General features: G+C 68.3%; 2 protein-coding genes. Both read right to left on the reverse strand.

Features of this window, described 5'->3' with window-relative positions; all coding sequences use genetic code 11:
• Positions 1 to 146: 146 nt before the first annotated feature.
• Entirely contained in the window at positions 147 to 938 is a 792-nt protein-coding gene (locus NAM01S_RS10080; protein WP_067782914.1) for an FkbM family methyltransferase, read from the reverse strand.
• Positions 932 to 25,366, reverse strand: coding sequence for a non-ribosomal peptide synthetase (locus NAM01S_RS10085; RefSeq protein WP_084482758.1), 24,435 nt, complete (start codon positions 25,364 to 25,366; stop codon positions 932 to 934). Before NAM01S_RS10085 ends, NAM01S_RS10080 begins: the two co-directional genes overlap by 7 nt.
• Between the last annotated feature and the right edge of the window lie 608 nt (positions 25,367 to 25,974).

The raw sequence follows: 25,974 nt of genomic DNA on the forward strand, positions 1-25,974 counted from the left end.
TCGAAGCCGGGGAAGTTCCTCGAGTAGTGGCGTGGCTCAACGTCTTCCGCGAGCGCCGCGGGACAGCTGCCCGAACCCACAACCGAAAGGCGACCCCCCGGCCGATCTCGGCTGGACCGACACCCGACGGCCTGACGCGAGCCGCGTCAGTCGGCGCGCGGCCTGGTCGCGAATACCTCGAATATTTCGGTTCCGATCAACCGTGGGTCCTGCTGGACTTGCACCGACATGCCGTACTGGTCGAACAGTTCGCGGACTTCTCGCACGCGGTTCTCGATGTCGTGGATCTCGGCGACCACGGCATGAATACGTCGCCAGTCCGTGTCGGTGATGCCGCGCAAGACATCCAACTCCGCGCGCTCGACATCGACTTTGAGCAGGCCGATCTCCCGGTCGCGGCAGTGTTCGCCGAGTATGGCCGAGACGGTGGTGACCTCGACCTCCAACGGCACGCCCTCGTGCAGCCCCTTGGTGATGAGCGCGATGGCCTTGTCGTCCAGGCCACAGTTGCGCAAATAGATCCGGGTGGCTTGGTCGTCCGCCTCGCGGTCGGCGAAGAAGCCGGAGTTCGCCGAAGCGCGCGGGTACCAGGTGAACGCCCGCGTACCCGGGGTGGCGCCGACCGCCGACTCCAGGGGGATCCCGGCCGGGACATGCGCTGCGATGTTGCGTTCGAGGCAGCGATAGGTCATCGGCACGGGCTCGACGGCGACGACCTGGACGCCGGGGCAGACGTCGGCGAACATCATCGCGGTCAGGCCGATATTCGCGCCGATGTCCACGGCGATATCGCCGGGTCGAAGGCGTTCGGCTGCCCGCCGGTAGAACCCGCGTGCCGACGTCGTCTCGCCCCACAACATGTGGGCCTCGGCCGGACTGGTGCAGGTCACCGTTCTGCCGTCGTCGAGCCGCAGTTGCTGCAAAGGTGTGGTCAGCATCGTTCCATGAACCTCTCCAGGACGGGGCCGATGAGGGCCAGGGCATGCGGATGGCTCAGCTCGAGGTGGCGGGCGTCGACGACGACGTTGTGCACCTCTCCGCTGACGTAGGGCCGCCACGTGTGGACGAGCCCGTCGTGGTCAGGATGGTCTTTCCCGGCGGTGAAGAACACCAGGTCGCCGTCGAACACGTCCGGCCGGTGCGCGGCGGAGATCTGGCTCGCGGTCCGGAAGCTCTCCATCACCCGATCGGTCTGCTCGGCGCTGAACAGGCCGGTCGCGACTATCTGTTCGCGGATGATGCTCCACGCCTGTTCATGGCTGCTCGCCAGCACGTCGTCGTCGAGGCCGAACAGCTCTCGCCAGCCACCGAGCAGATCGCCCATCAGCTGTCCCGGTGCCTGTCCGTCGGTCGGCGGCGCCGAGTGCCGCGGCGCGTCGGCCGCGCAGTCGAGCAGGGCCAGTAGGCCGACCGAGTCGCCGTCGCGCTGCAAGCGGACCGCCATGGCGTGCGCGATCTGCCCACCCAACGACCAGCCGAGCAGGTGGTACGGACCCGTCGGTTGCACGCGGCGAATCTCGGCCACATACCGGTCGGCCAATTCCACGACCGACCGCGCGTCCGGCTCGCCGGATACGACGTGGGGATCCTGCAACCCGAACACCGGGCGATCCGGATGCAGATGTTCGACGAGGCCGCCGTAGAACCATGCAAGACCGCCCGCCGGGTGCACGGCGAAGACCGCCGGTCCCGCTCCGCCGCCACGCAGCGCGAGCAGCACCTGCTGCCCGGAGTCGCCGTCCGCGTCGTCGGCTCGGCGCGCCAAGGCTTTCGGCGTGGCATCCTCGAACATCCAGGGCAACTCGATGGTCACCCCGCGAGCACTCGACTCGGCCACCGCCATCGTGGCCAGCAGCGAATTGCCGCCCAAATCGAAGAACCCGTCGGTCACCCCGACCCGAGGCGTCCCGAGGACCTGCGCGTACACCTCGGTGAGCACCTTCTCGGTGTGCGTGCGCGGCGCGACGTACCGCTGGGCCGATCCCTCGAAGTCGGGCGCGGGCAACGCTTTCCGATCCAGCTTGCCGTTGACCGTCAGTGGCAGATCGGGCAGGACCATGATCACCGACGGCACCATGTAACTGGTCAGCACTTCGGCGGCGCCCGCGCGGACCTGCCCCGGATCGGGCCGCTGCCCGTCGCTTCCGACGACGTAGCCGACCAGCTGGTCCACTTCGCGCTCGTGGCGGTGCACCGCCACGGCGGCCCGCGACACCGCCGGATGGCGCAGGAGTGCCGACTCCACCTCGCCCAGTTCGATCCGGTACCCGCGCAACTGCACCTGCGCGTCGGTCCGGCCGAGGTAGGTCAATTCGAGTCCTTCGGTGGTCTCGTGCCAGCGCCCGACATCGCCGGTGCGGTACAACCGGCCGCCGTGTGTATCGAAGGGATTCGCCACGAAGCGGCTCGCCGTCGATGCGGGCGCTCGCAGGTAACCGCGCGCGAGTTGCCCTCCGGCAACATAGATTTCGCCACGGACGCCGACCGGCACCGGTTGCAGCCGGTCGTCGAGCACATACACCCGCAGGCCAGGCAGCGGCGTGCCGATCCCCGCGGCGTCCGGGCCGTCGACCTCGGCGAAGGTCACGTGCACGGTCGTCTCGGTGATCCCGTACATGTTGATCAGTCGCGGCGATCCGGGCCGGTGTGCGGCGAACCACTCGGTCAACCGCGCCGGATCCAATGCCTCGCCACCGAAGACGACATAGCGCAACGCGAGATCGCCGCAGCCGCTAACGGATTCGCGGTAGCGACGCTCGGCGTCGACGAATCCGTAGAACGCCGACGGTGTTTGGCTCAACACCGTGACGCGCTCCCGCGCCACCAGTTGCACGAACGCCTCCGGCGACCGTGACGTGGCGTAGTCGACGACGACAACGCGGCCGCCGCTCAGCAGCGCGCCCCACATCTCCCACGCCGCGAAATCGAAGGCGTAGGAGTGGAACAGCGTCCACACGTCGTCGGAGCGCAGGTCGAATCGCTCGGCGGCGTGGGTGAACAGGGTGACAGCTTCGCGATGGCTGACGGCCACCCCCTTCGGCGTACCGGTCGATCCGGAGGTGTAGATCACGTAGGCGACGTTGTCCGGCCGCGCTGCCGCGGGTAGCGGTCGGTCCGCGACCAGGTCTCGGGTCTCTTCGACCAGGATCGTCGGTGCCGCGTATTCCGGTATGTCCCTCGCAGACTCGGCCGAAGTCAATATCGCGGCCGGACGCGCGTCATCGAGGATGAACCGCAAACGCTGTGGTGGATTGGCCGTATCCAGCGGCAGGTATCCCGCTCCCGCGCGCACCACCGCGAGCAGCCCGACGACCAGATCGAGGGAGCGCGGCAATGCCACCGCCACCAGGGTTTCCGGGCCTACACCGTGCTCGGCGAGCCGAATCGCGAGCCGAGTCGCGCGCCGATCCAACTCCGCATAGCTCATCTGCGACACGCCGTCGGTGGCCGCGATCGCATCCGGCTGGGCCGAGACCTTGGCGGTGAACAGCTCGGCCAGAGTCACTTCCGCGACCGGGCCGCCGTCGACTCCGGAGGCCGCGAGCACTTCGCGGCGCTGGTCGGGGTCGACGATGTCGATATCGCCCACCGCCACAGCCGGATTCGTGGTCGCCTGCTCGAGGATTCGGCGGAACGCGCGCGCGAAACGAGACATCGTCTGCTCGACGAACAGATCGGCGGCGAAGGTCAAGCGGCAGGCCATGCCGCTCGGTGCGCCCCCGGCGTCGAACTGTTCGACGAGTTTCACGTTCAGATCCGCGCGGGCCTGGTCGAAGCCCGCTTCGATCGGCTCGACCGTGAGCCCCGCCAGTTCCAACGCGGCCGCGCTGAGATCCTGGACGTCGAGGGTCACCTGATACAGCGGCATGTGCGCGGTCGACCTTCGCGGATTCAACACGTCCACGACCTGCTCGAACGGCACGTCGGCGTGCGCGAACGCGGCCAGATCCGTCTCGCGAGTGGCGGTGAGCAACTCCTCGAACGGCTGCCGGGCCGACACCCGGGAACGCAATACCAGCGTGTTGACGAACATCCCGATCAGCTCGTCGAGTTCGCGATCGCCACGACCGGACACCGGGGTGCCGATCGCCACGTCGTCCACGCCGGCCAACCGTGCCAGCAGTACGTTCAACGCGGTGTGCAGGACCATGAACACCGTGGCGTTGTGCGCGCGTGCGAGCGCGCCGATGCGGACATGCAAGTCGGCGGGCAGCTCGAAGTCGACCGTGCTGGCGCGCATGGACGCCACCGGTGGCCGCGGCAGATCGGTCGGCAGCTCGAGCAGTTCGGGCAGCCCCGCGAGGTTGTCGGTCCAGAATCGCAGCTGCCTGGAGACCAGCGACTCCGGGTCGTGGTCGTCACCGAGCACCTCGCGCTGCCACAACGCGTAGTCGGGGTACTGGATCCGCAATGGTGGCCAGTTCGGTTGCCTACCTTGCCGACTCGCCTCGTAGGCCACTGCCACATCCCGTGCCAGCGGCATCATCGACTGACCGTCGGCGCAGATGTGGTGCACGCAGATCACCAACGTGTGATCGCGTTCGTCGACGGCGAACAGTTCGGCTCGTATCGGCGGCGCCTCGGTCACATCGAAGCCCGCGGAGACCACCGCAGCCGCCCGTTCGAGCACCTGCCGTTCGTCGACCCGGATCGGGTTCAGCGCGGGCACCACCTCGGCGGCGTCGACCACGACCTGCCCTGGCATCGCGTCGATCAGCGGGAATTTGGTGCGCAACGACTCGTGGCGGTCGATCACCAGCGCGCATGCCTGCCGCAACGCATCGATGTCCAGTTCACCGCGCAACCGGATCACCAGCGGAATGTTGTAGCCGCCGACCGAGGTGTCGAACTGGTTGAGGAACCACATCCGCTGCTGAGCCGGGGACAGTGGCACTCGCGCCGGGCGGGGGCGCGGTGCCAGCGGTACCGCGGTTCGGCGCTCGGCTTCGCCGAGGTGCGCGGCCAGCTCGGCGACGGTCGGTGCGTCGAAGAGGTCGCGGATACCGAGGCTCACCTCGAGTGCCGTGCGCAATCGCGCGACCGCCCGCGTCGCCGAGAGCGAATTGCCACCGAGGTCGAAGAAGCTGTCCGTCGCGCCCACCGCGTCGATACCGAGGACTTCGCCGAAGACCTCCGCGATGCGCTGTTCGGTCTCGGTGCGCGGGGCGATCCGTTCCCGTGCGTCCGGGAACCGCGGTGCGGGCAGTTTCGCCCGATCGAGCTTGCCGGTCGCGGTGAGCGGGAGCTCGGTCAGCGGCACGAGCAGGTCGGGCACCATGTGCGCGGGCAGGTGCTGTCGGGCCGCGGCCTTGACGGCGCTCGCATCGATACCGCTTTCGCCGACCAGATAGCCGACGAGCCGGTCGGTGCCGCTCGCATCGGTGCGCGGCACGACCGCCGCGCGGTCGACGCCGGGATATTCGGACAGTACGGCTTCGATCTCGCCGAGTTCGATGCGTTGACCGCGGATCTTGACCTGGAAATCGCGGCGCCCGAGGTACTCCACGGTGTCGTCGGTTCGCCAGCGGGCCAGATCGCCGGTGCGGTACATGCGCGCGCCCGGGGCGCCGAACGGATTCGCCACGAACGACCCGGCGGTGGCGCCGGGGCGGTTCAGGTACCCGCGGGCCAACTGGATGCCCGCGAGGTACAACTCGCCGACCACCCCGACCGGTACCGGCCGCAGCCACCGATCGAGGACGACGGCCTCGACACCGCGAATCGGTGCACCGATCGTCACCACATCACCGGGAAGCAAGGCGTCGTCGATCACGGCCAGCATCGTGGTTTCGGTCGGTCCGTATCCGTTCGACAACCGCCTGCCCGGCGCCCACACCGAGACCAACTCCGGTGTCACCGCCTCGCCGCCCGCCATCAGCACACGCAACGAATCCATCCCGGCAGGCGCCATGGTGGCCAGCACACTCGGGGTGAGGAACGTATGCGAAACCTGTTGCGTGCGAATGAGATCGGCCAACTCGTCCCCGGCGAACACGTCCGGTTCCGCGACTACCAGAGCTGCGCCGCTGGTGTGCGCGAGCAGAACTTCCAGCAACATCGCATCGAAACCGACACTCGCGGCATGCAGCACACGCGACCGGGCATCCACAGCGAAGCGATCACGCACGACCGCGGCGAAATTCGCCAGCCCCGCGTGGGGCACCTCGACGCCCTTCGGAAGCCCGGTGGACCCCGAGGTATAGATCACATACGCCGTGTCCTGTATCCTTGGCGTCCGCAAGCGCTCGGAATCGGTAATGGCCGCCGCGGATTTCGCCGCGATGGCGGCCTCGGTGTCCGGATCGTCGAGGACCAGCGGGCGCACCGTGTCGGGAAGCAGATCCCGCGACGCCGTGACGGTGAGCGCGACTCGCGCGCGGGCGTCCGCGATCAGATGTGCGACGCGCTCTGCCGGATTGCGCGGATCGATCGGCAGGAAGGCCGCACCCGTTTTGGTCACCGCCCACAGGCCTGTCACGAATTCGGTCGACCGCCCCAGCGCCAGCGCGACCCGTTCGCCAGGGCAGGCGCCCCACTCGATCAATTGCCGCGCCAGCTGGTTCGACCGGGCGTCCAACTCGGCGTAGGACATCGTGTGCTGACCCGAAAGTAGGGCTGCCGCATCGGGATTCACCTGCGCGCCGGCGGCGAACAACTCGGCCGCGAGCTGCGGCGCCGCCGGACTGCCGCCCGTGGCGGGCACCAACTCCCGTCGCTCGGCTGCCGACAGCAGATCCACCGAATCCAGCCGCGCGAAGGGATCGGCCGCGATCGCGCGCAGCACGATGTCGAACCGGGCGGCGAGACCGGATGCCGTCTCGTCGTCGATGCGATCCGGCTGGTAGCGCAGGCGCACCCGCAGGGTGTCGGTGTGGTGTGCCTGCACGGTGATCGGGTAGTGCGCGGCGTCACGGCCCTCCGCCGCGATCACCCGCATCCCGTCGATCTCGGCGTCGCCGAGTCCACTGCTGTCGACCGGGTAGGACTCGAAGACGACAAGGGTGTCGAACAGTGCGACGGCATCCACGGCCGCCAGGATCTGCGGCAGTTCGAGATAGTGGTGGTCGACCAGCCGGGTGTTGTCGGCCTGCAGCAGGGTCAGCGTTTCGGCGATGGTCCGGTCCCGGCGCACGTCGACGGCGACCGGAATCGTGTTGATGAGAAGGCCGATCATCGACTCGACCCCTGGCACGTCGGCGGGACGGCCGGACACTGTAGTGCCGAACACCACGGTGTCGGTGTCGAGCAAGTCGCTCACCACCACTGCCCACGCGAACTGCACGAGTGTCGCCATCGTGACCGAGTGCGCGCGGGCGAAGTCCGCCAACTCCGCGGCCGTATCGTGATCGAGATCGATCGTCAGATCGGTCGGGATGGTCGCGGATGTCTCGGTGTGCGCACCGGCGATCAGTGTCGGCTCGGTGACATGGCGGAGCGCGTCTCGCCAGGCCTCGATGCTCGCGGCGCGATCGCGGCGGCCGAGCCATTCCAGGTAGTCGCGGTAGGACGCGGCAGCGGGCAGCGACTGCGGCTGCGCGTCCGCGGCGTACAACCCGATGAGCTCACGCCACAGCAGCGGCAACGACCAGCCGTCGAGCAGCAGGTGATGCGCGGTCACCAGCAGCCGGAACTCGTGCGGGCGCACCGTGATCAGCAGGAACCGCAGCAGCGGGGGATCGGCCGGATCGAATCCGGTGGCCCGCTCGGCGTCGATCACCTCCTGCGGGTCCACCGCGTCCCCGGACAGCGTGACGCTGCGCCACGACACCACCGGATCCGTAGGAATCACTTGCACCGCAACGCCTTCCGCGGTGCGCGCGAAGGCCGCCCGAAGGTTGGGGTGGCGGGTGAGCAGAGCCCGCGCGGCGCGCTCGAGCCGGTTCTCGTCGACCGTGCCGGTCAGGGTGAGCGCCGATTGCGCGAGATAGACGTCGATCCCGCCCGCGGCGATCTCGGCGTGGAACAGCAGTCCCGCCTGCAGCGGCGCCAATGGCCATACCTCGCTCAGTGCTCCGTACCGGTCGGAGAACTCGTCCAGTTCGCGCTGGGTGAGGTCGACGAGCGGAACATCGGCCCGCGACAGCCCCCAATCCTCGCTCGCCATGGCCGCGATCGCGGTCATGGCACCGACCCATTCGTCGGTGAGTTCGGCCACGTCGTCGTGGTCGAGCAGCCGTGCGGCGTAGCCGACGTAGGCCGAAAGCCGCGGCCCGGCGGCGCCGTCGACGACGTCCACATCGATCGTGAGCACCGCCGTCGCCGGCATATCCGGATCGAAGGCGGCTCGGCGGTCGAAGGGTTCGTCGGTGGGTACCCACGGCAGATCCGACAGTGTCGCGAGATCGACGCCGACCCGGCCGAGATAGTTGAAACTGATCTGCGGCTCGGGCAGCGCGGCGAGCCGGTCGGCCGTGCCGGGATTCGCATAGCGCAGCAGGCCGTAGCCGATGCCCTTGTCCGGGATGGTGCGAAGCTGGTCCTTGACCGATTTCACCACCGCGCGCAGGTCCGCCGGATCGATGCCGCTCGAGTCGAGCGCGACCGGATATCGGCTGGTGAACCAGCCGACGGTGCGCGAGATGTCGGCGCCAGCGGCGAGCTGCTCCTCGCGGCCATGGCCTTCCAGCAGGACCTTCATGCCCGCGTGCGTGTCGCCGCGACGGCTACGCCAGCGAGTCAGCGCCACGGTGAGCGCGGCCAGCATCACCTCCTCGACGCTGCCGCGCACGGCGCGGGGCACCTCGTCGAGCAACGGCGCGCTCACCTCGACCGGGAGCGACACCGTCAGCCCACGCACGGTCGCCTGCGTATCGCGCGCGGGATCCAGCTCCGCACGCCCGAGGAGCGGATCCGGTGCCGAAGCGATCCGTTGCCAGAGCTCGAGTTCCCCGGCTCGCTCGGCCGCCGCGGCGGTCAAGGCGTGCGCCCACCGACGCAGGGAGGTGCCCGGTGCCGCCAGCTCGACCGTCCGCCCCCGACCGATCTGCTGCCAGGCGGTCACGAAGTCGGGCAGCAGGATTCGCCACGACACCGCGTCGACGGCCAGGTGATGGATCACGATCAGTGCCCGGCCCTCGGCATCCACACCGGATTCGGGCAGCAGGCATACGACGTGTATCAGCCTGCCCGCCGCCGGATCGAGCCGGTCGTAGGCCGAAGCTGCCGCCGCTTCCACCACGGCGGTGAAACCGGCGCTGCCCGGCGCCTCGTCGGCGCCGAAGGTGCGCACCGAGACCGAACCGGTGGCGTCGGCGGCGCTCGGCGGCGGCACCTCCCAGCGTTGCCCATCGAGCCGTGACCGCAGTGCGTCGTGGTGTTCGATGACCACCCGCACGGTCGAGACCACGTCATCGATACGCGCGTCACGCGGCAGACGTACCAGCATCGACTGCGCGAATCGAGCCGGTGCGCCTAGTTGCTCGACGAACCAGGACACGATCGGCGTCCGCGGAATATCGCCCACTCCACCGCCGGGCAGCTCGACGAGACTCGCCCGTTCGGCGGCCTGCGCGACCCGCGCCAGCCCGCGAACCGTCTTGTGCTCGAAGATATCCCGGGCCGTCACGGTGATCCCCGCCGACTTCAGGCGCGCGGCCAGCTGAATCGACATGATGGAGTCGCCGCCGAGCGCGAAGAAGGAGGTCGTCGCGCCCACCGTGGACACGCCGAGGACGTCGGCGAAGGCGTCGGCAATGGTGCGTTCCAGATGGTTCGACGCGGCGACGGCGGCGTCTTCGGTGGTCTGGAACACCGGCTCGGGCAATGCTTCCCGATCCACCTTGCCGGACGAGGTGAGCGGCAGGTGATCGAGTACGGCGATCGTCGCGGGCACCATGTGTGCGGGCAGGACGGCGGCCACGTGATCGAGCACCGCGCTCGGTTCGACGGCCGCCGCGGGTTCGGCCGTGACGTACGCGGCAAGCACCGGGTGCCCACCCGGGCCCCGGCGACTCACGGTGACCGCGGTCGCGACCGCCGGATGGGTCAGCAACGCGGCGTCGATCTCGCCCAGCTCGACGCGCTGGCCGCGAATCTTGATCTGGAAATCGAGGCGGCCGACGTACTGCAGCGTGCCGTGCGCGGTCCAGCGGACGATGTCGCCGGTCCGGTACATCCGCGAACCTGGCGCACCGTACGGGTTCGCCACGAACGAGGATGCCGTTGTCCCAGGCCGATTCAGATAGCCGCGGGCCAGCGCGGCTCCGGAGAAGTACAGTTCCCCTGGCACTCCGATCGGCACCGGTCGCAGTCGCGCGTCCAGTACCGCCGCCTCGGCACCGCGAATCGGTCCGCCGATGGTGAGCACCTCACCCGGCCGCACCGGGTCGCTCATCGTGATCACGATCGTCGTCTCGGTCGGGCCGTAGATGTGGTGCAGCCGCCGCCCTGTCGCCCAGGCGGCGAGCAGATCCGGCGCCACCTTTTCGCCGCCGACCGCAAGCATCCGTACCGAATCCACCTCGCCGGGCGACATCGTCGCCAGCACACTCGGTGTCAGGAACGCGTGCGTCACCCGATGGGTCCGGATCAGTTCGGCCATGGCAGGGCCGCCGAGCACCTCCGGCGGCGACACCACCAACGTCGCACCAGCCGCGTGCGCCATCAAGGCTTCGAGCAGTACCGCGTCGAATGCTGGTGCCGCGGCTTGCAGCACGCGGGAGGTGGCCGTCACCTGATATCGCTCGCGTTGCTCGGCCGCGAAGGCCGCCAGCCCCTCGTGGGTGACCATCACACCCTTCGGTGTGCCGGTCGACCCCGACGTGTAGATCACGTATGCGGTATCCCTGATCTGAAGCGGGCGAAGGCGATCCGCGTCCGACACGGCGTGGCTGGGGCGCGCGGCGATCTCGGCGGCGGTGCCCGGGTCGTCGAGCACCAACCAGCGGACGCCATCCGGCAGGAAGGGCCGCGCCGCCGCGACGGTGACGCCGACCTCGGCATCGGAATCGTCCAGCAGATAGGCGATCCGCTCCGGCGGATAACGCAGGTCCACCGGCATGAACGTGGCCCCGGACTTCGTGATCGCCCACATCGCGACGTGGTAGTCGGCCGACCGCGGCACGACAAGTGCGGCACACATGCCTGGCCCAACGCCCTGGGAGAGCAGCTGCGCCGCAAGCTGATTGGCGCGGTGGTCGAGCTCGCCGTAGCTGAGCGTGCGGGTGCCGTCTATCAGGGCGATCGCCTCGGGAGTCGTCGCCACGGCCGAGGCAAGCAGATCGGGCAGCAGACGCGGTGCGGGGGCGTCGCCGCCGCGCGCCGGGAGCAGCCGTTCGGCCTCCTCGACACCGATCAGTGCTATGCCGCCTATCGGTCGGGCCGGATCGGCGACGACCGCGTCCAGCACACGCACGAACCGCTCGGCCAGCGCCGCCGCCGAAGACTCCACGAAAAGATCTGTCGCATAGACGATTTCACCATCGAGCCCGGCCGGTCGAGTACCGTCGAAGCGCTCGGTCAGCAATACCGTGAGGTCGGTCTTGGCTTGGGCGACATGGGGATCGAGCAGTTCGACATCGACGTCGGACAGCTGGAACCGGGCAGCAGCGGTGTTTTGCAACCCGAACAGCACCTGATACAGCGGCGTGTACGCCGTCGACCGTGGCCGGTCGAGCACATCGACCAATCGCTCGTAGGGTAGATCCGCGTGCGCGAGCGCCTCGAGGTCGATGCCGCGCAGCTCGGCCACCAGCTGCCGGAACGACCGGTCGTCGCGGACGGGCGTGCGCAGTACCACCGTGTTGACGAACATGCCGACGAGGTCCTCCAGCGCCGGGATGCCCCGGCCCGCGACCGGTGTACCGATCGACACGTCGTCGGTGTGCGCGGTGCGCGCCAGCACGATCGCGAGGGCGGCGTGCAGCACCATGAAGACGGTGACGCCCTCGCGACGGGCCAGCCGCACGACCTCCTCGTGCAGCCGCTGCGGGATGTCGAAGCGGACACTGCCGCCGACCATCGACATGGTCGCGGGCCGGGGGTGGTCGGTCGGCAGGTCGAGCACCTCGGGGGCGTCGGCGAGAGTGTCGATCCAATAGGGGATCTGCCGGGCGATCATCGATGACGGATCGTCCTCGGCGCCGAGGACCTCCCGCTGCCACAGCGCGTAGTCGGCGTACTGAACCGGCAGGGGTTTCCATTGTGGCGCCGCGCCTTTCACTCGCGCACGGTAGGCGGCGAAGATATCGCGCGCCAACGGGGCCATCGACGCGCCGTCGGCAGCGATGTGATGGACGACCAGCACGAGGACATGCGTGTCGGGGCCTGTTCGATACAGCCGTGCTCGCAGGGGCACGCTGTGCGCGACGTCGAAGCCCATCTCGACGGTCTGCCGTATCCGCTCGGCCAGCACGGTCTCGTCGGCGACCGGCTCCGGATCCAGGGCCGCGCCGTCGACCACGTCCACCACATCCCGCACGACCTGACACGGCTCGCCGCCGACGGCGGGATACACCGTCCGCAACGGTTCGTGCCGAGCCACCACATCGCCGAATGCCGCGCGCAGCGTCTCGGTGTCGAGCGCGCCGGTCAACCGGGCCGTGAAGCTGATGTTGTAGGCCGCCGAGGCGGTGTCGAACTGGTTGACGAACCACAGCCTGCGTTGCGCCATGGCGAGCGGGACAGTCGCCGGGCGCAGCCTGGGTTCGAGCGGAATCAGCGCCGTCCGCGGCCGCTGCGCCAGCCGTGCCGCCAAGCCGGCGATCGTCGGTTCCGCGAAGATGTCGCGGATGCCGACTTCGACACCGAGCGCCGTCTCGGCCCGCGTGGCGATCCGAACGGCCGACAGGGAGTCCACACCGATGTCGAAAAGGTTCGCCAGCACGCTCACCTGCTCGCTACCGGTGACCGTGGCGACGATATCGGCAAGTGCCGCTTCGCTTTCGGTGCGTGCCGGGACGAATTCCGCGCCGTCGTCGAAGGTGGGTGCGGGCAAGGCGGCGCGGTCGAGTTTGCCGTTCGCGCTGAGCGGCATGGCGTCGAGCACCTCGACGTGAGCAGGCACCAGATACGACGGCAGCAGATGTGCGAGCTGCGCGCGGATCGTGCGCCCATCGGTCACCGCCGCGGGCGTCAGCGTCACATAGGCGACGATGCGTTCGGAGGTCGCCACGGCCACGGCACGAGCCACCTCGGGCAGCGCGCACGCCGCGGCTTCGATATCGCCCGGTTCCACTCGCTGACCGCGCACCTTCACTTGGAAATCGCCGCGGCCCAGGAATTCCAGCTCGCCGCCGCGCGTCCACCGCACCAGGTCGCCCGTGCGATACATCCGCTCCCCGGGCGCCCCGAGCGGGTGCGCGACGAAGGCCGCGCAGGTGAGGTCGGCGCGCGCGTGATATCCGCGCGCCACCTGCACGCCCGAGACATACAGATCGCCGACGACACCGACGGGCACCGGTCGCAGCCGCTTGTCGAGCACGTAGACCCGCATGCCCGCCACGGGCGCGCCGATCGGGACCGTCGCCGTCCGCGCACCCGGCAGACAGCGCGCGGCGGTGACCACCTCAGCCTCGGCAGGGCCGTACCAGTTCACCACCTCGGCCTCGGGGAATACGCGCAGCGCGGCGTCGACCGTGTGCTGTGCCAGCGCCTCACCGGCAACGAAAATCCGTCGGATGGAGGGGAATTCGGCATCGCCATGGGATTCGAGCAGGACCTCGAGCATCGACGGCACGAAGTGCACCGTGCTGACGTCACGGCTCGCGATCAGGCCTGCGAGGTAGGCCGGGTCCCGGTGCCCGCCGGGTTCGGCCATCTCGATCCGCGCACCGACCTGCAACGGCCAAAACAACTCCCACACGGCGATGTCGAAGGTGATCGGCGTCTTGTGCAGCACCGTATCGGAGGCCGTGTGCGGCCACTGCTGCTGCGCCCAGGCCAATTGACTCATGGTCGCGGCGTGTGTCAGGGACACACCCTTGGGAACGCCGGTGGAGCCGGAGGTGAACAGTACGTAGGCCACGTTGTCCGGCCGCAGCGGCGCGAGCCGTTCCGCGTCCGTGATCGGGGTGCACGAGACGTCGGGCATCTCGAGTCGATCGAGGCGAACGGAGTCGAATCCGGCGGGCAGGCCGTGGTCGTCCGCCGAGGTGGTGAGCACCAGTAGCGGACGTGCCGTGCTGAGCACAGTGGTGATGCGGCTAGTCGGTTGGTCCGGGTCTATCGGCAGGAAGGCGGCGCCCGCTTCGACCACGGCGTACAGCGCGGTGACCAGCTCGACCGAACGCCGAACACAGACCGCCACAATGGTTTCCGGTTTCGCGCCGCGGGAGATGAGCCACCTCGCCAACCGGTTGACGCGGTCGGCGAACTCCCGGTAGGACAGCGCCTCGCCGTCCGGAAGCCGAATCGCCGGGGCATCGGGGGTGCGTTCGACCTGGTCGGTGAAGGCGTCGACCAGGGTCCGGCCCGTCGAGGCGGGGTCGCCGGTGTCGTTCCAGTGGTCGAGCACCAGCTGCCGCTCGCAGGCATCGAGCAGATCGATATCGCCGACCGGCGAATCGGGGTCGGTCGCGAGACCATCGAGCAAGCGCACGAACCGATCGGCGAAACGGTGCGCGGAGTCGGCATCGAACAGGTCGGTGGCGTAGGTCAGGCGCAGCGTCATGCCGGTCGGCTCGTTGTCGGGCCCGTGCTCCTCCGTCATCATCAGCAGCAGGTCGTATATCGCGGCGCTGTCACCCGGGTCGATGGTCTCGATGGTGAGACCGGGAAGTTCCACGTGCGCCCGCGCCATGTTCTGGTAGGCGAGCATCACCTGGAACAACGGCGCGTGCGCCGTCGACCGTGCCGGATTCAGCCCCTCGACCAGTTGCTCGAACGGCGCGGTGGCGTGATCGAAATCCTCGATGTCGTTGTGCCGCACCGTATCCAGCAGTTCGACGCAGGTCTGCTCTAGCCCGACACGGGTGCGTAGCACCAAGGTGTTGACCAACATCCCGACGAGATGGTCGAGCGCGCGGTGGCCGCGACCAGCGTGCGGCACGCCGATCGTGATGTCGTCGCTGCCGGACAGCCGCGACAGCAGCACCGCGAGTGCGGTGTGCACCACCATGAACATCGTGGCTTCGGCTCGCTGGGCCAATGCCTCCACCCGGCCGTGCAACTCGGCCGAGATCTCGACCCGCAGCACCGCGCCGCGGTGGGTCTGCTCGACCGGGCGCGGCCGATCGGTCGGCAGCTCGAGCAGTTCCGGGATACCCGCCAATCGGGTTCGCCAGTAGGCGATATCGCGGAACACGGGCGAGTCCGTGGTGTCGGGCGCACCGAGCACCTCGCGCTGCCACAGGGCGTAATCGGCGAATTGGACGGTGAGTGGCGCCCAATCCGGGAGGTTTCCACTGGTTCGTGCCCGGTACGCGGTCACGATGTCGGTCGCCAGCGGCGCCACCGAATAGCCGTCACAACTGATGTGGTGCACGGCCACCGCGACCACCCAGGCCGTATCCGACAGCTGATACAGCGTGACCCGAACCGGCACGCCCTTCGAGACATCGAACCCGGTGCTCGAGAACGCGGCCAGCCGGTGTTCCAGCTCGCTTTCCGCGATCCGCCGCGGGGTCAGATCCCAGCTCGCGACGACGTCGGCCGCGTCCAGCACCACCTGCGTTGGCGTGCCGTCGACGGGCGGATACATGGTCCGCAAGCTCTCGTGGCGGGCGACGACATCGCCGACGGCGGCGGCGAGCGCATCGACATCGAGCGCGCCCTCAAGCCGAATCGCCAGCGGCACAATGTAACCGGGCATAGCCGGATCGAACTGATTGAGGAACCACATTCGGGCCTGCGCCGTCGACAACGGCAGGCGCGCTGGTCTCGGCTTCGCCGTCGGGGCGGGCAGCGCGGGCACCCCACGCAGCTGTGCGATCCGTTCGGCCAACTCGGCGACGGTGGGTGCCTCGAAGATCGTCCGGACCGGCACGGTCGCATCCACCACGGCCCCGAGCCTGCTCAGCGCGCGCGTGGCCACCAGCGAATTCCCGCCGAGGTCGAAGAAGTCGTCGTCCGCGCCGACCGTGGGCAGGCCGAGCAGTTCGGCGAAGACCTCGGCCACGGCCTGCTCCACCAGCGAACGCGGCGCCTGGTAGCCGACCTCGCGGTCGCTCGGCTCCGGCTCGGGCAAGGCCCGATAGTCGACCTTGCCGTTGGCCGTCAGTGGCACGGCGTCGATCCGGACGATCGCCGAAGGCACCATGTAAGCAGGCAGTCGCTCCAGCAAGAAGCGTCGAATCTGTTTGGCGTCCAGGGCTTCCTGGGTGACCACATAGGCGACCAGGCGTTGCTCGTCGCGGCCGGGATGGACCCTGGCGACGGCCGCGCCGACCTGTTCGTGCGCGAGCAGCGCGGCCTCGATATCGCCCAGTTCGATGCGCAGTCCGCGAATCTTGACTTGGTCGTCGGCGCGGCCGACGTAGCGCAGTGTGCCGTCCTTGCCCCAGTGAACCAGGTCGCCGGTGCGGTACAGGCGGGTTCCGTCGCTGTCGAACGGGTCGGCGATGAACGTCGCCGCCGTCAGCCCTGGGCGCCGGTGGTATCCGCGGGCCAGCTGGACACCGCCGAGATACAGCTCGCCGGTCACGCCCGGCGGCACCGGATGCAGTCGCGAATCCAGCACGTGAACGGTCACATTCGGCTCGGGAGTACCGATCGGAACGGCGGCGCCGTCCACCCCGTCGATCCCGTCGACGTGGTACGCGGTGACGCTGACCGCGGCCTCGGTCGGCCCGTACAGATTCTCGATGCCCGCGTTGCTGACCTCTCGCAATCGCCTGACGGTTTCGGCAGGCAGCGCTTCGCCGATGCACAGCACTCGGCGCAGATCCGGGAAGTCGCGGCCGTCGGCCGTCTCCCGGAACACCGAGAGCAGCGACGGCACGAAATCGGCTGTCGTCACGTGATGTTCGGCGATCAGCCGGGCCACCGCATGCGGATCACCGCTGCCGTCGGGTCCCGCGACAACCAACGTCGCGCCGGATACCAAGGGGCTGAACAACTCCCACACCGACAGATCGAAGGTGACGGGAGTGCGCAACAGCATGACGTCGTCGCCGAGGTGGTAGTGCTCACGCAGCCAGCGGAGCTGATTGACCACCGCGGCATGCGCTATCGCCACCCCCTTCGGTACGCCGGTCGAACCGGAGGTGTAGATGACATAGGCCAGATTCTCTGGTCGCAGCGGCTCGAGCCGGTCGGCGTCGGTCAACGGCGACGGATCCTCGTGTGCGGCGTCGAGATCCGCGAGCGTCCATACCGGAACGTGATCGGGCAGATTCGCGTCGTCGCCGGGACGGGTGACCACCGCCCTCGGCCGCGCCGCGGTCAGCACGGCGCGCACGCGATCGCGCGGATGGTCCTGGTCGAGGGGCAGGTACGCCGCGCCTGCCGCGTGGATGGCATACAGCGTGATCAGCAGATCGACCGAGCGCCGCATTGCCACGGCCACAATGGTTTCCGGGCCGATACCGCGTGCGACCAACGCGCGAGCCAGCGCGTTCACCCGCCCCGCGAACTCACGATAGCTGAGCCGCGCGCCGCTTTCGGCGTCGAGCACGGCGGTGCTGTCCGGAGTCGCGGCGGCTTGTTCGGCGAACAGCTCCGCGACTGTCGTCGACGGCAGTGGGGTCCTGCGCCCGGTCTCTCGCCCGACGAGCTCACACGCTTCCTGGGCGGTCAGCAGCTCGACGTCGCCGATCGGCCTGCCGGGATCGGCGACCATCGCCCGCAGCAGCAGCACGAATCGTTCGAACATGGCGGTGATCGTCGCCTCGTCGAAAAGATCCGTCGCGTAACCGAATTCGACGGCCATCTCGCCCGGCTCACCGGCGTGCGCCGCCATGTCGACGAGGTTGAGATGCAGATCGTATTTGGCCACGCTCGGATCGGCGGCCCGCGCCGACACCGTCATGCCCTCGAATTCCACGGTGGGAATCTCGATGTTGTGGAACGAGAATCCGACCTGTGTCAACGGCGCGTGCGCCGTGGTGCGAGGCGGATTCAGCACCTCGACGATCCGCTCGAACGGAATGTCGGCGTGGTCGAAGGCGGCCAGATCCCTCGCCCGCACCTGCTCCAGGACCTGGAGGAAGGACGCGCCGGGCTCGATGCGGGTGCGTAGCACCAGGGTGTTGACGAACATGCCGATCAGCCGCTCGAGTCCCGGCTCGGTCCGACCGGCTATCGGTGTGCCGACCGCGATGTCGCCGGTTCCGCACAGCCGGGACAGCAGGGCGGCATACGCGGCGTGCAGCACCATGAAGACGGTCACGTCGTGGCTGCGGGCCAGCGCGACTATGTCGCGACCGAGGTCGGCGGGCAGCGTCGCCGACACCATCGCGCCGCGGAACGATTGCCGAGCCGGGCGCGGGCGGTCGGTGGGCAGGTCGAGCACTTCGGGCAGATCGGCCAGTGTCGTGCGCCAATACTCGATCTGGGTGGCGGCGGGGGAGTTCGGCTCGTCCTCGGTGCCGAGCCATTCGCGATGCCACAGCGCGTAATCGGCGTACTGCACGGGTAACGGTGGCCACTGCGGCGGCCGCTGCCGCACGCGGGCGTTGTAGGCGGTCACCAGGTCCGCGGCCAGCGGCGCGAGCGATGATCCGTCGAAGCTGATGTGATGGACGATCAGGACCAGGGTGTGCTGCTCGCAGGTCGTGCGCAGCAACGTGATTCGGAACGGCACCTCGCGGGTGACGTCGAATCCGGCCTCGGCGGCCGCGGCGATGTGCGCCTCGACGTCGTCGGCCGCCACCTCGATCGGCTCGAGCACGGACATCTCGGCCCGAACCGGCACGATCAGCTGGTGTGGTCCCTCGTCACTGTCCGGATAGATGGTGCGCAGCGCTTCGTGGCGGTCGAGCACGTCGGTGACCGCCGCGCGCAGGGCGCGCATGTCGAGTGGTCCCGACATGTCCACGACCAGCGCGATGTTGTACAGCGCCGAGCTCGTGTCGAACTGATTGAGGAACCACATCCGAGCCTGGGCGGGGGAGAGCGGAATCCGCGTCGGTCGCTCCCGCGCGACCAGCGCTTCTCGCCCGGGTGCATCGATGGCTTGCAGAGTCTGCGCGAATTCCGCGAGGGTCGACGCGTCGAAGACGGTGTGCAGCGGAACGTCGACGCCGAAGACGGCGCTCAACCGCGCGGCCAGCCGCGTCGCCGACAGCGAGTTGCCGCCGAGGTCGAAGAAGTTGTCGAGCACGCCGACGCGATCGAGGCCGAGCACAGCGGCGCACACATCGGCGACGATCTGCTCGGCCGCGTCTCGAGGCGCGACGAATTCGGTCTCGGTGGTGAATATCGGCGCGGGCAACGCCGCGCGGTCGGCCTTGCCAACCGACGTCAGTGGCAGCGCGTCGAGGATTGTCAGCGCGTCCGGAACCATATGCGACGGCAGGTGTTGTGCGGTGTGGGCCCGCAACTGCGCGGAGTCGACGGCATCGGCTGCCGGCGTGACGTAGGCAGCGAGTTTCGGCCCGCTCTCCGTCGCCACGCTTACCGCCACCGCCGTCGCCACGGTCGGATGCCCGGCGAGAACGGCTTCGATCTCGCCGAGTTCGATGCGCTGGCCGCGGATCTTCACCTGGAAGTCGGTGCGCCCGAGGTATTCCAGCGTGTGCTCGGGCGTCCAGCGGGCGAGGTCACCGGTACGGTACATGCGGGAACCGGGCTTACCGAACGGATCGGCCACGAACGCCGAAGCGGTCTCCGCGGGCCGATCGAGGTAGCCGCGAGCGAGGTGAATGCCGCAGATATACAGCTGTCCCGTCACCCCGACCGGCGCAGGCTGCAGATTCTCGTCCAATACCAGGGCCGCGACGCCGCGAATCGGGCCACCGATCGTGACGCGGGCATCGGCGCGCAGCGGGTCGCTGATCGCGACCATGATCGTGGTCTCGGTGGGCCCGTAACCATTGAACAACCGACGGCCGGGGCTCCACACCGCCGCCACCTCCGCTGACACCGCCTCGCCACCGGCCACCAGATCCCGCAAGGAGTCCGCACCGTCGGGAGACATGGTCGCGAGCACGCTGGGTGTGATGAACGCATGCGAAACCCGCTGCGTATGAATCCATTCCGCCAACCGTTCCCCCGCGAAGACATCCGGCGGCGAAACCACGAGCGCGGCGCCGTTCGGATGGGCCATCAGCAGCTCCAGGACCAGCGCGTCGAAGCCAGGAGCCGCCACCTGCAACACTCGTGCGGAACTGTCGATCCGATAGCGTTGTCGTTGTTCGGCAGCGAAATTCGCCAAGCCGGCGTGCGTCACGGCGACGCCCTTCGGCTCACCGGTCGACCCCGACGTGTACACCACGTACGCCGAGTTCGAGACCCGGCAGGGCCGGATCCGATCGGCATCGGTCACGGCGTCGGAAGATCGCGAGGCGATGCGGATCTCGCTGTCCGGATCGTCCAGCAGCAACCGGGGTACCGTGGGAGGCAACAGATCCCGGGTGGCTTGCGTCGCGATCACCACCCGCGCCTTCGCGACCATGAGCGCGACACGCTCGGCGGGATTGCGCGGATCCACCGGCACGAATGCAGCACCGGCCTTCACCGTCGCCCAGATCCCGACAATGAGGTCCGCCGACCGCCCCAGTACCAACGCGACCTGGTCTTCCGGACCGATCTCCCACTCGATCAACAACCGAGCGATTCGATTCGACCGGACATCCAATTCCCCAAACGTCATGGTGCGTTCCGCGGCCACGATCGCCACGGCGTCCGGATTCTCGACCGTCAGCAACTCCGCAAGCACCCGCGGCTGCTCGGCAGCGCCGCCCGACGCGGGCACCAGCGCGGCTCGCTCACGCGCCGACAGCACGTCGACCACACCGACGCACTCCTCCGGATTCGACACGACCGACGCGAGGAACCGATTCAGTCGCCCGGCGAAATCCTCTATGGTCGTCCGATCGAACAGGTCCGTGGCGAAGTTGATTCGCAGGCCGAGATCGCCTGCGGTGCTCGAGTTCTCGTCGACGGTGACGATGAGATCGACCTTCGCCGGTTGCGGTCCCGGTTCCAGGATCTCCACGGTGAGCTCGGGCAGCTCCAGACGCGGGTGGTCCATGTTGTCGAAGGCCAGGTACACCGAGCACAGCGGGTCGCGCGCCGCCGACGGCATCGCGTCGACCACCTCCGCGACACGTTCGTAGGGCAGGTCGCTGTGGGCGAAGCCGGCGAGATCGATGTCTTTGACCCGCATCAGAAACCTGGCGAACGATTCGTCGCCGCGGATCTGGGTGCGCAGCGGCACAGTGTTGACGAACATGCCGATCAGCGGTTCCAGCGCGCGCTCACCCCGGCCCGCGACCGGCGTCCCGACCGTGATGTCCGCCGAGCCCGACAACCGGGCGAGCACCGCCGCGACCGCGGCGTGGACGACCATGAAGCTGGTGGCGTTCGCCGCGCGCGCCAACTGCTCGATCCCGGCGCGTGTCTCGGCCGGGATCACGGTGTCGACGACATCGGCGAGCATGGATCGGCGAGCCGGGCGCCGACGGTCGGCAGGCAGTTCGAGCGGTCCCGCCATTCCCGCCAATTGTGTTGTCCAATACCGAAGTTGGCGTGCCGCGAGCGAGTCCGGATCGTTTTCGTCGCCGAGCACGTCGCGGTGCCAGATGCTGTAGTCGGCGTATTGCACACTCAGCGGTCGCCAGTCCGGCGCACATCCCTGCGACCGCGCTCGGTAGGCGGCCGCGAAATCGGCTGCCAGCGGTGGCAGCGACGATCCGTCGCAGCAGATGTGATGCAGGACGACGACCAAGGTGTGTCGTCGATGGTCGGCGGATGCGAAAAGCGCGATCCGGATCGGCGGCCGTCGGCGCACGTCGGTGCCGATCGCGGCCAACTCCCGGATTCTGTGCTCCAGCTCGTCCGGCTCGATGACTCGCGGGGTCGGATCGAGGTCGGCCGCGACCTGCTCGGCGGGCAGAATCACCTGCGTCCCTTGACCATTCACTGCCGGGTACACGGTGCGCAGGGATTCGTGTCGTCGCAGCAGGTCGGTCAGTGCCGAACGTAGCGCCGTGGCGTCGAGCTGTCCGGTCAGCCGCAGCACCAGCGGAATGTTGTAGGCCGCCGAGGTCGGATCCACCTGATTGATCAGCCAGATTCGATTCTGGGCAGGCGCCAGCGGGATCGGCTCGACGCGTGGCTGTGCCCGCAGGGCGGGGCGGCTGTAGTGCTGCCCGCTGTCGATATGGGCGGCGAGTCGGGCGGCGGTGGGATTGCCGAACAGGTCGCGCACCGACAGCTCGCAGCGGGTCAGTTCGGCGATCCGCACCGTGGCGCTAGTCGCGGTGAGCGAATTTCCGCCCAGTTCGAAGAAGTCGTCCAGCACACCGATCCGCGGGATACCGAGAACTTCGCCGAAGACATCGGTGATGGTCTCCTCCACGACGGTGCTCGGCGCGACGTACGCCGCGACCGAATCGATGACCGGCTCGGGCAGCGCCCGATAGTCCACTTTGCCGTTGACGGTCAAGGGCAACGCCGGCAAAACCACGATGTGTGCGGGGACCATGTACTCCGGCAGCAACGACCCGACGTGCGCGCGCAACGCCTCGGGTTCGACGACCGCTTCGTCGGCGGGCACGACATAGGCGACCAGCCGAGCCGCTTCCGTCCCCGGCAGGTGCACGATGACCACCGCCGCCGCGACCGCACTGTGGCTCAGCAGCGCACCGCGGATCTCGTCCAGCTCGATCCGGAATCCGCGCAGCTGCACCTGCTGGTCGGCGCGACCGCGATATTCCAACTCGCCCTTGGCGTTTCGGCGAGCGATGTCGCCGCTGCGATACAGCCGCTCGCCCGGGCGGCCGAACGGATCGGCGACGAAGCGTCCCGCGGTCAATCCGGGGCGGTCGTGATAGCCGCGGGCGAGTTGACCGCCCGCGACATAGATCTGCCCCCAAGCGCCGAGTGGGACCGGGCGCAGGTGCTCGTCGAGAATGTAGACGCGCAACCCCGGCAGCGGCTGCCCGATCGTGCTCGGCGCGCCAGGCACGGCGACATCCGGTGTCAGCTCCAGATAGGTGACGAAGACGGTGGTTTCGGTGATGCCGTAGCTGTTGGCCAGCACGGGCAGATTCGGATTCCGCCCGTACCAGGTGGCCAAACCGGCCGGATCGAGCGCTTCGCCGGAGAGCACGACCAGCCGCAGCCCGAGCCCACCGTCGGGCTCGCCCGCATCCGCGTAGCGCGCCCGGGCGGTGACGAATTGATCGAAGGCCGAGGGGGTTTGACTGAAGACGCTCACCCGTTCGCGGGCTATCAGCCGCACCACGTCGTCCGGCGAACGCGTGGTCGGGCTGTCCACCACGACAACGCGACCGCCGGTTGTCAGAGCGCCGAAGACCTCCCACACCGAATAGTCGAAGGCGAATGAATGGAACAGCGTCCAGACATCGTCGCGGCGGATTCCGATGTCGGCACACGCGTTGGTCAAGTAGGTGGCCACCGCGCGATGGGTGATCGGCACACCTTTCGGCCGCCCCGTCGACCCGGAGGTGTAGATGACGTAGGCGATGTTGTCCGGACGCAGCGGGCGGATGCGATCGGCGTCGGTGATCGGATCCGCGTTCTCGACTTCCCGGTCGTCGTCGAACAGCACCACTCGGCCCGGATCTCCAGGCACCCGCTCGCGCAGACTCCGCGTTGTCACGACCGCGACCGGATCGGCGTCGCTCAGCACGTAGTCGAGTCGATCGATCGGGTGCGCGAGATCCAGCGGCAGATATCCGGCGCCCGACTTCAACACGGCCAACGCCACGACGATCAGGTCGGCATCGCGCGGCATCGCGATCGCCACCAGCGATTCGGGCCCGGCGCCGCGGGCGATCAGCGTGCGGGCGAGCCGGTTCGAACGCTCGTCCAGCTCGCGGTAGGTGAGGGCGGTCGTGCCCGCTGTGACGGCGACCGAGGACGGGGTAGCCGCGGCCTGCCGGGTCAGCATGTCGACGAGCGTCGCGCTGGTCGCCACGCCGTCGCGGCCCGCGAGGTCACCGAGGATGCGTTGCCGCTCCGCGGAATCGGCGAGGGCGATGTCGACCACGGGGGTGTCGACGGGCGCGGCGATCATGTGCTCGAGGAAGTCGACGAATCGGCTGGTGTGCAGGTCGAGTTCGTCCTGGCTGTACAGGTTGGCGTTGCCGTGCAATTCGATGAGCAGGGGCCCATCGGCCCCGGAGCGGTAGAGGTTCAGCTGTAGATCGTCAAGGGCGCCGGAGGTCAGCGCGCGGTAGCGGCCCACCGCCGAACCGAGGCGGATCTCGGAATCGAAGAACAGGATGTTGACGATCGGGCCGAACGAGGTCGCTGCCGAGTCCAACGCGTCGGAATCGCGGCGAAGATCCTCGAAACGGTAGAGCTGATGACGCATCGCCAGGACGAACTCGGACACCGACGCGCGAATCAACTCTTCCACGGTGGTCGTCGCGTCCACGGTGAATCGGATCGGCACCATGTTCGCCAACATCGCGGCGGCGTTGCGCAGGCGCATGGTCACCCGTCCGGTCACCGGCAGTGACAGGACGACGTCGTCGGTGTCGGTCATGCGGGCCAGGAAGGCGGCGAAGGCGGCTCCGAGCACTTGTGCGGGCGAGGCATCCAGATCCTCGGCGAAACGGTCGAGCCCGGCGGTCAGCCGTGGCGGCAGTCGCCGGCCGGCAAAACGGTCGTCCTCGCTCCATTTGGCGGTGCGACCGGACAGGCTCGTGGCCGGCGGCAGATCGGCGACCTTGTCGAGCCAGTACGCCTTGTCCTTGTCGAATCGGGCGCCGGCGCGGTACTCCTGCTCCATCGCGATGATGTCGGCCAGCCGGGCCGCCACCAGCCGGGCAGGCGGCCTACCCTCGAGCATCGCGTTGTAGTGCTCGGCCACCCGGTTCAAAAGGTTGAACGCGCCGTAACCATCGATCACCAGGTGGTGGGCGCGCGCGTACCACAGATACCGGTCCTCGCCCAGCTGGATCAGGCGTGTCACGGCGAGCCGGTCCCTGGCCAGATCGGTGACCTTGGTGTTGTAGTCCCGCCGCATCCATTCCATCGCCGCCGCATAGGGGTCGTCTTCGGCGCTGAGGTCGAGTATCGGATCGTCGTAAACGATGCTGCGATCGACGAATTGATAGGGATGACCGCCTGATTCGACAACACGGGCCACGAGCGACTCGGTCTCGTGGCCTGCGACGTTTACCGCCTCGGTGAACGCGGGGTAGTCTATCGGTCCCTCGATCTCGACGTAGTGCGCGATATTGACGTTCGGGCCGCCCGGCAGGTTGTTAGCGAGCCACATTCCGTACTGCGCCCTTGTAAGCGCAATCAGATCCGGATCTCGGTCTGCGGGCGTGGCTGAATTCGAACTCATCGTCTAACCCCTCCTCGAATTCCGGACACGAGAACAGGCACAACAAATTCCCGCTCGTGACCGGTATTTCCGAACGTGCAGATGCGCTGGGATATGAACTTCACCTACAGTGCGAATGGCAGCACGGAGCCGCAGCCGCTCCTCGGCGGATACGGCTTCAGGCGTCGGCGCCTTACAAAGTTATTTCGACCCCCTGTCCCCCGACCCTTTCTCCAACAACTTTTGACGACGGTACGACGATGCCACCGCTAGACCGCCCGTTTCGACCGAAAACGCCTGCCCGCGCGTGTCGTTGCGGATCTCGTCAAGCGTGTCGAACTACGTACGTTTTGTCTGAATTCGAGTGCGATTCGTGTTGTCGACCAGGCCGATCCTCATGCCGGACCCGGTCGCTCCGAAGTTCGACTCGGGCCCGCTCGGCTGCCGCTTCGAACATAATTATGCCCCTTCGTTCGTTCGAAAAGACAACATGCTCACAACGTCCCCGCGCCGGTATGGTGCGGGAAACCTGCTGCGGCCGCGGTGTAGGAAGCCCGCTGCACCGTACGTTTTAATGCTACTGAATACCTGGTTAAATGTCTCGCGCTCCCTGTGAATCGATCGATCGA

It is taken from the genome of Nocardia amikacinitolerans NBRC 108937, assembly GCF_001612615.1.
GTDB lineage: Bacteria > Actinomycetota > Actinomycetes > Mycobacteriales > Mycobacteriaceae > Nocardia > Nocardia amikacinitolerans.

Excerpts from the sequence above, each read along its gene's own strand:
- NAM01S_RS10080 (WP_067782914.1), bottom strand. The coding sequence starts at position 938 with ATGCTGACCACACCTTTGCAGCAACTGCGGCTCGACGACGGCAGAACG.
- NAM01S_RS10085 (WP_084482758.1), bottom strand. The coding sequence starts at position 25,366 with ATGAGTTCGAATTCAGCCACGCCCGCAGACCGAGATCCGGATCTGATT.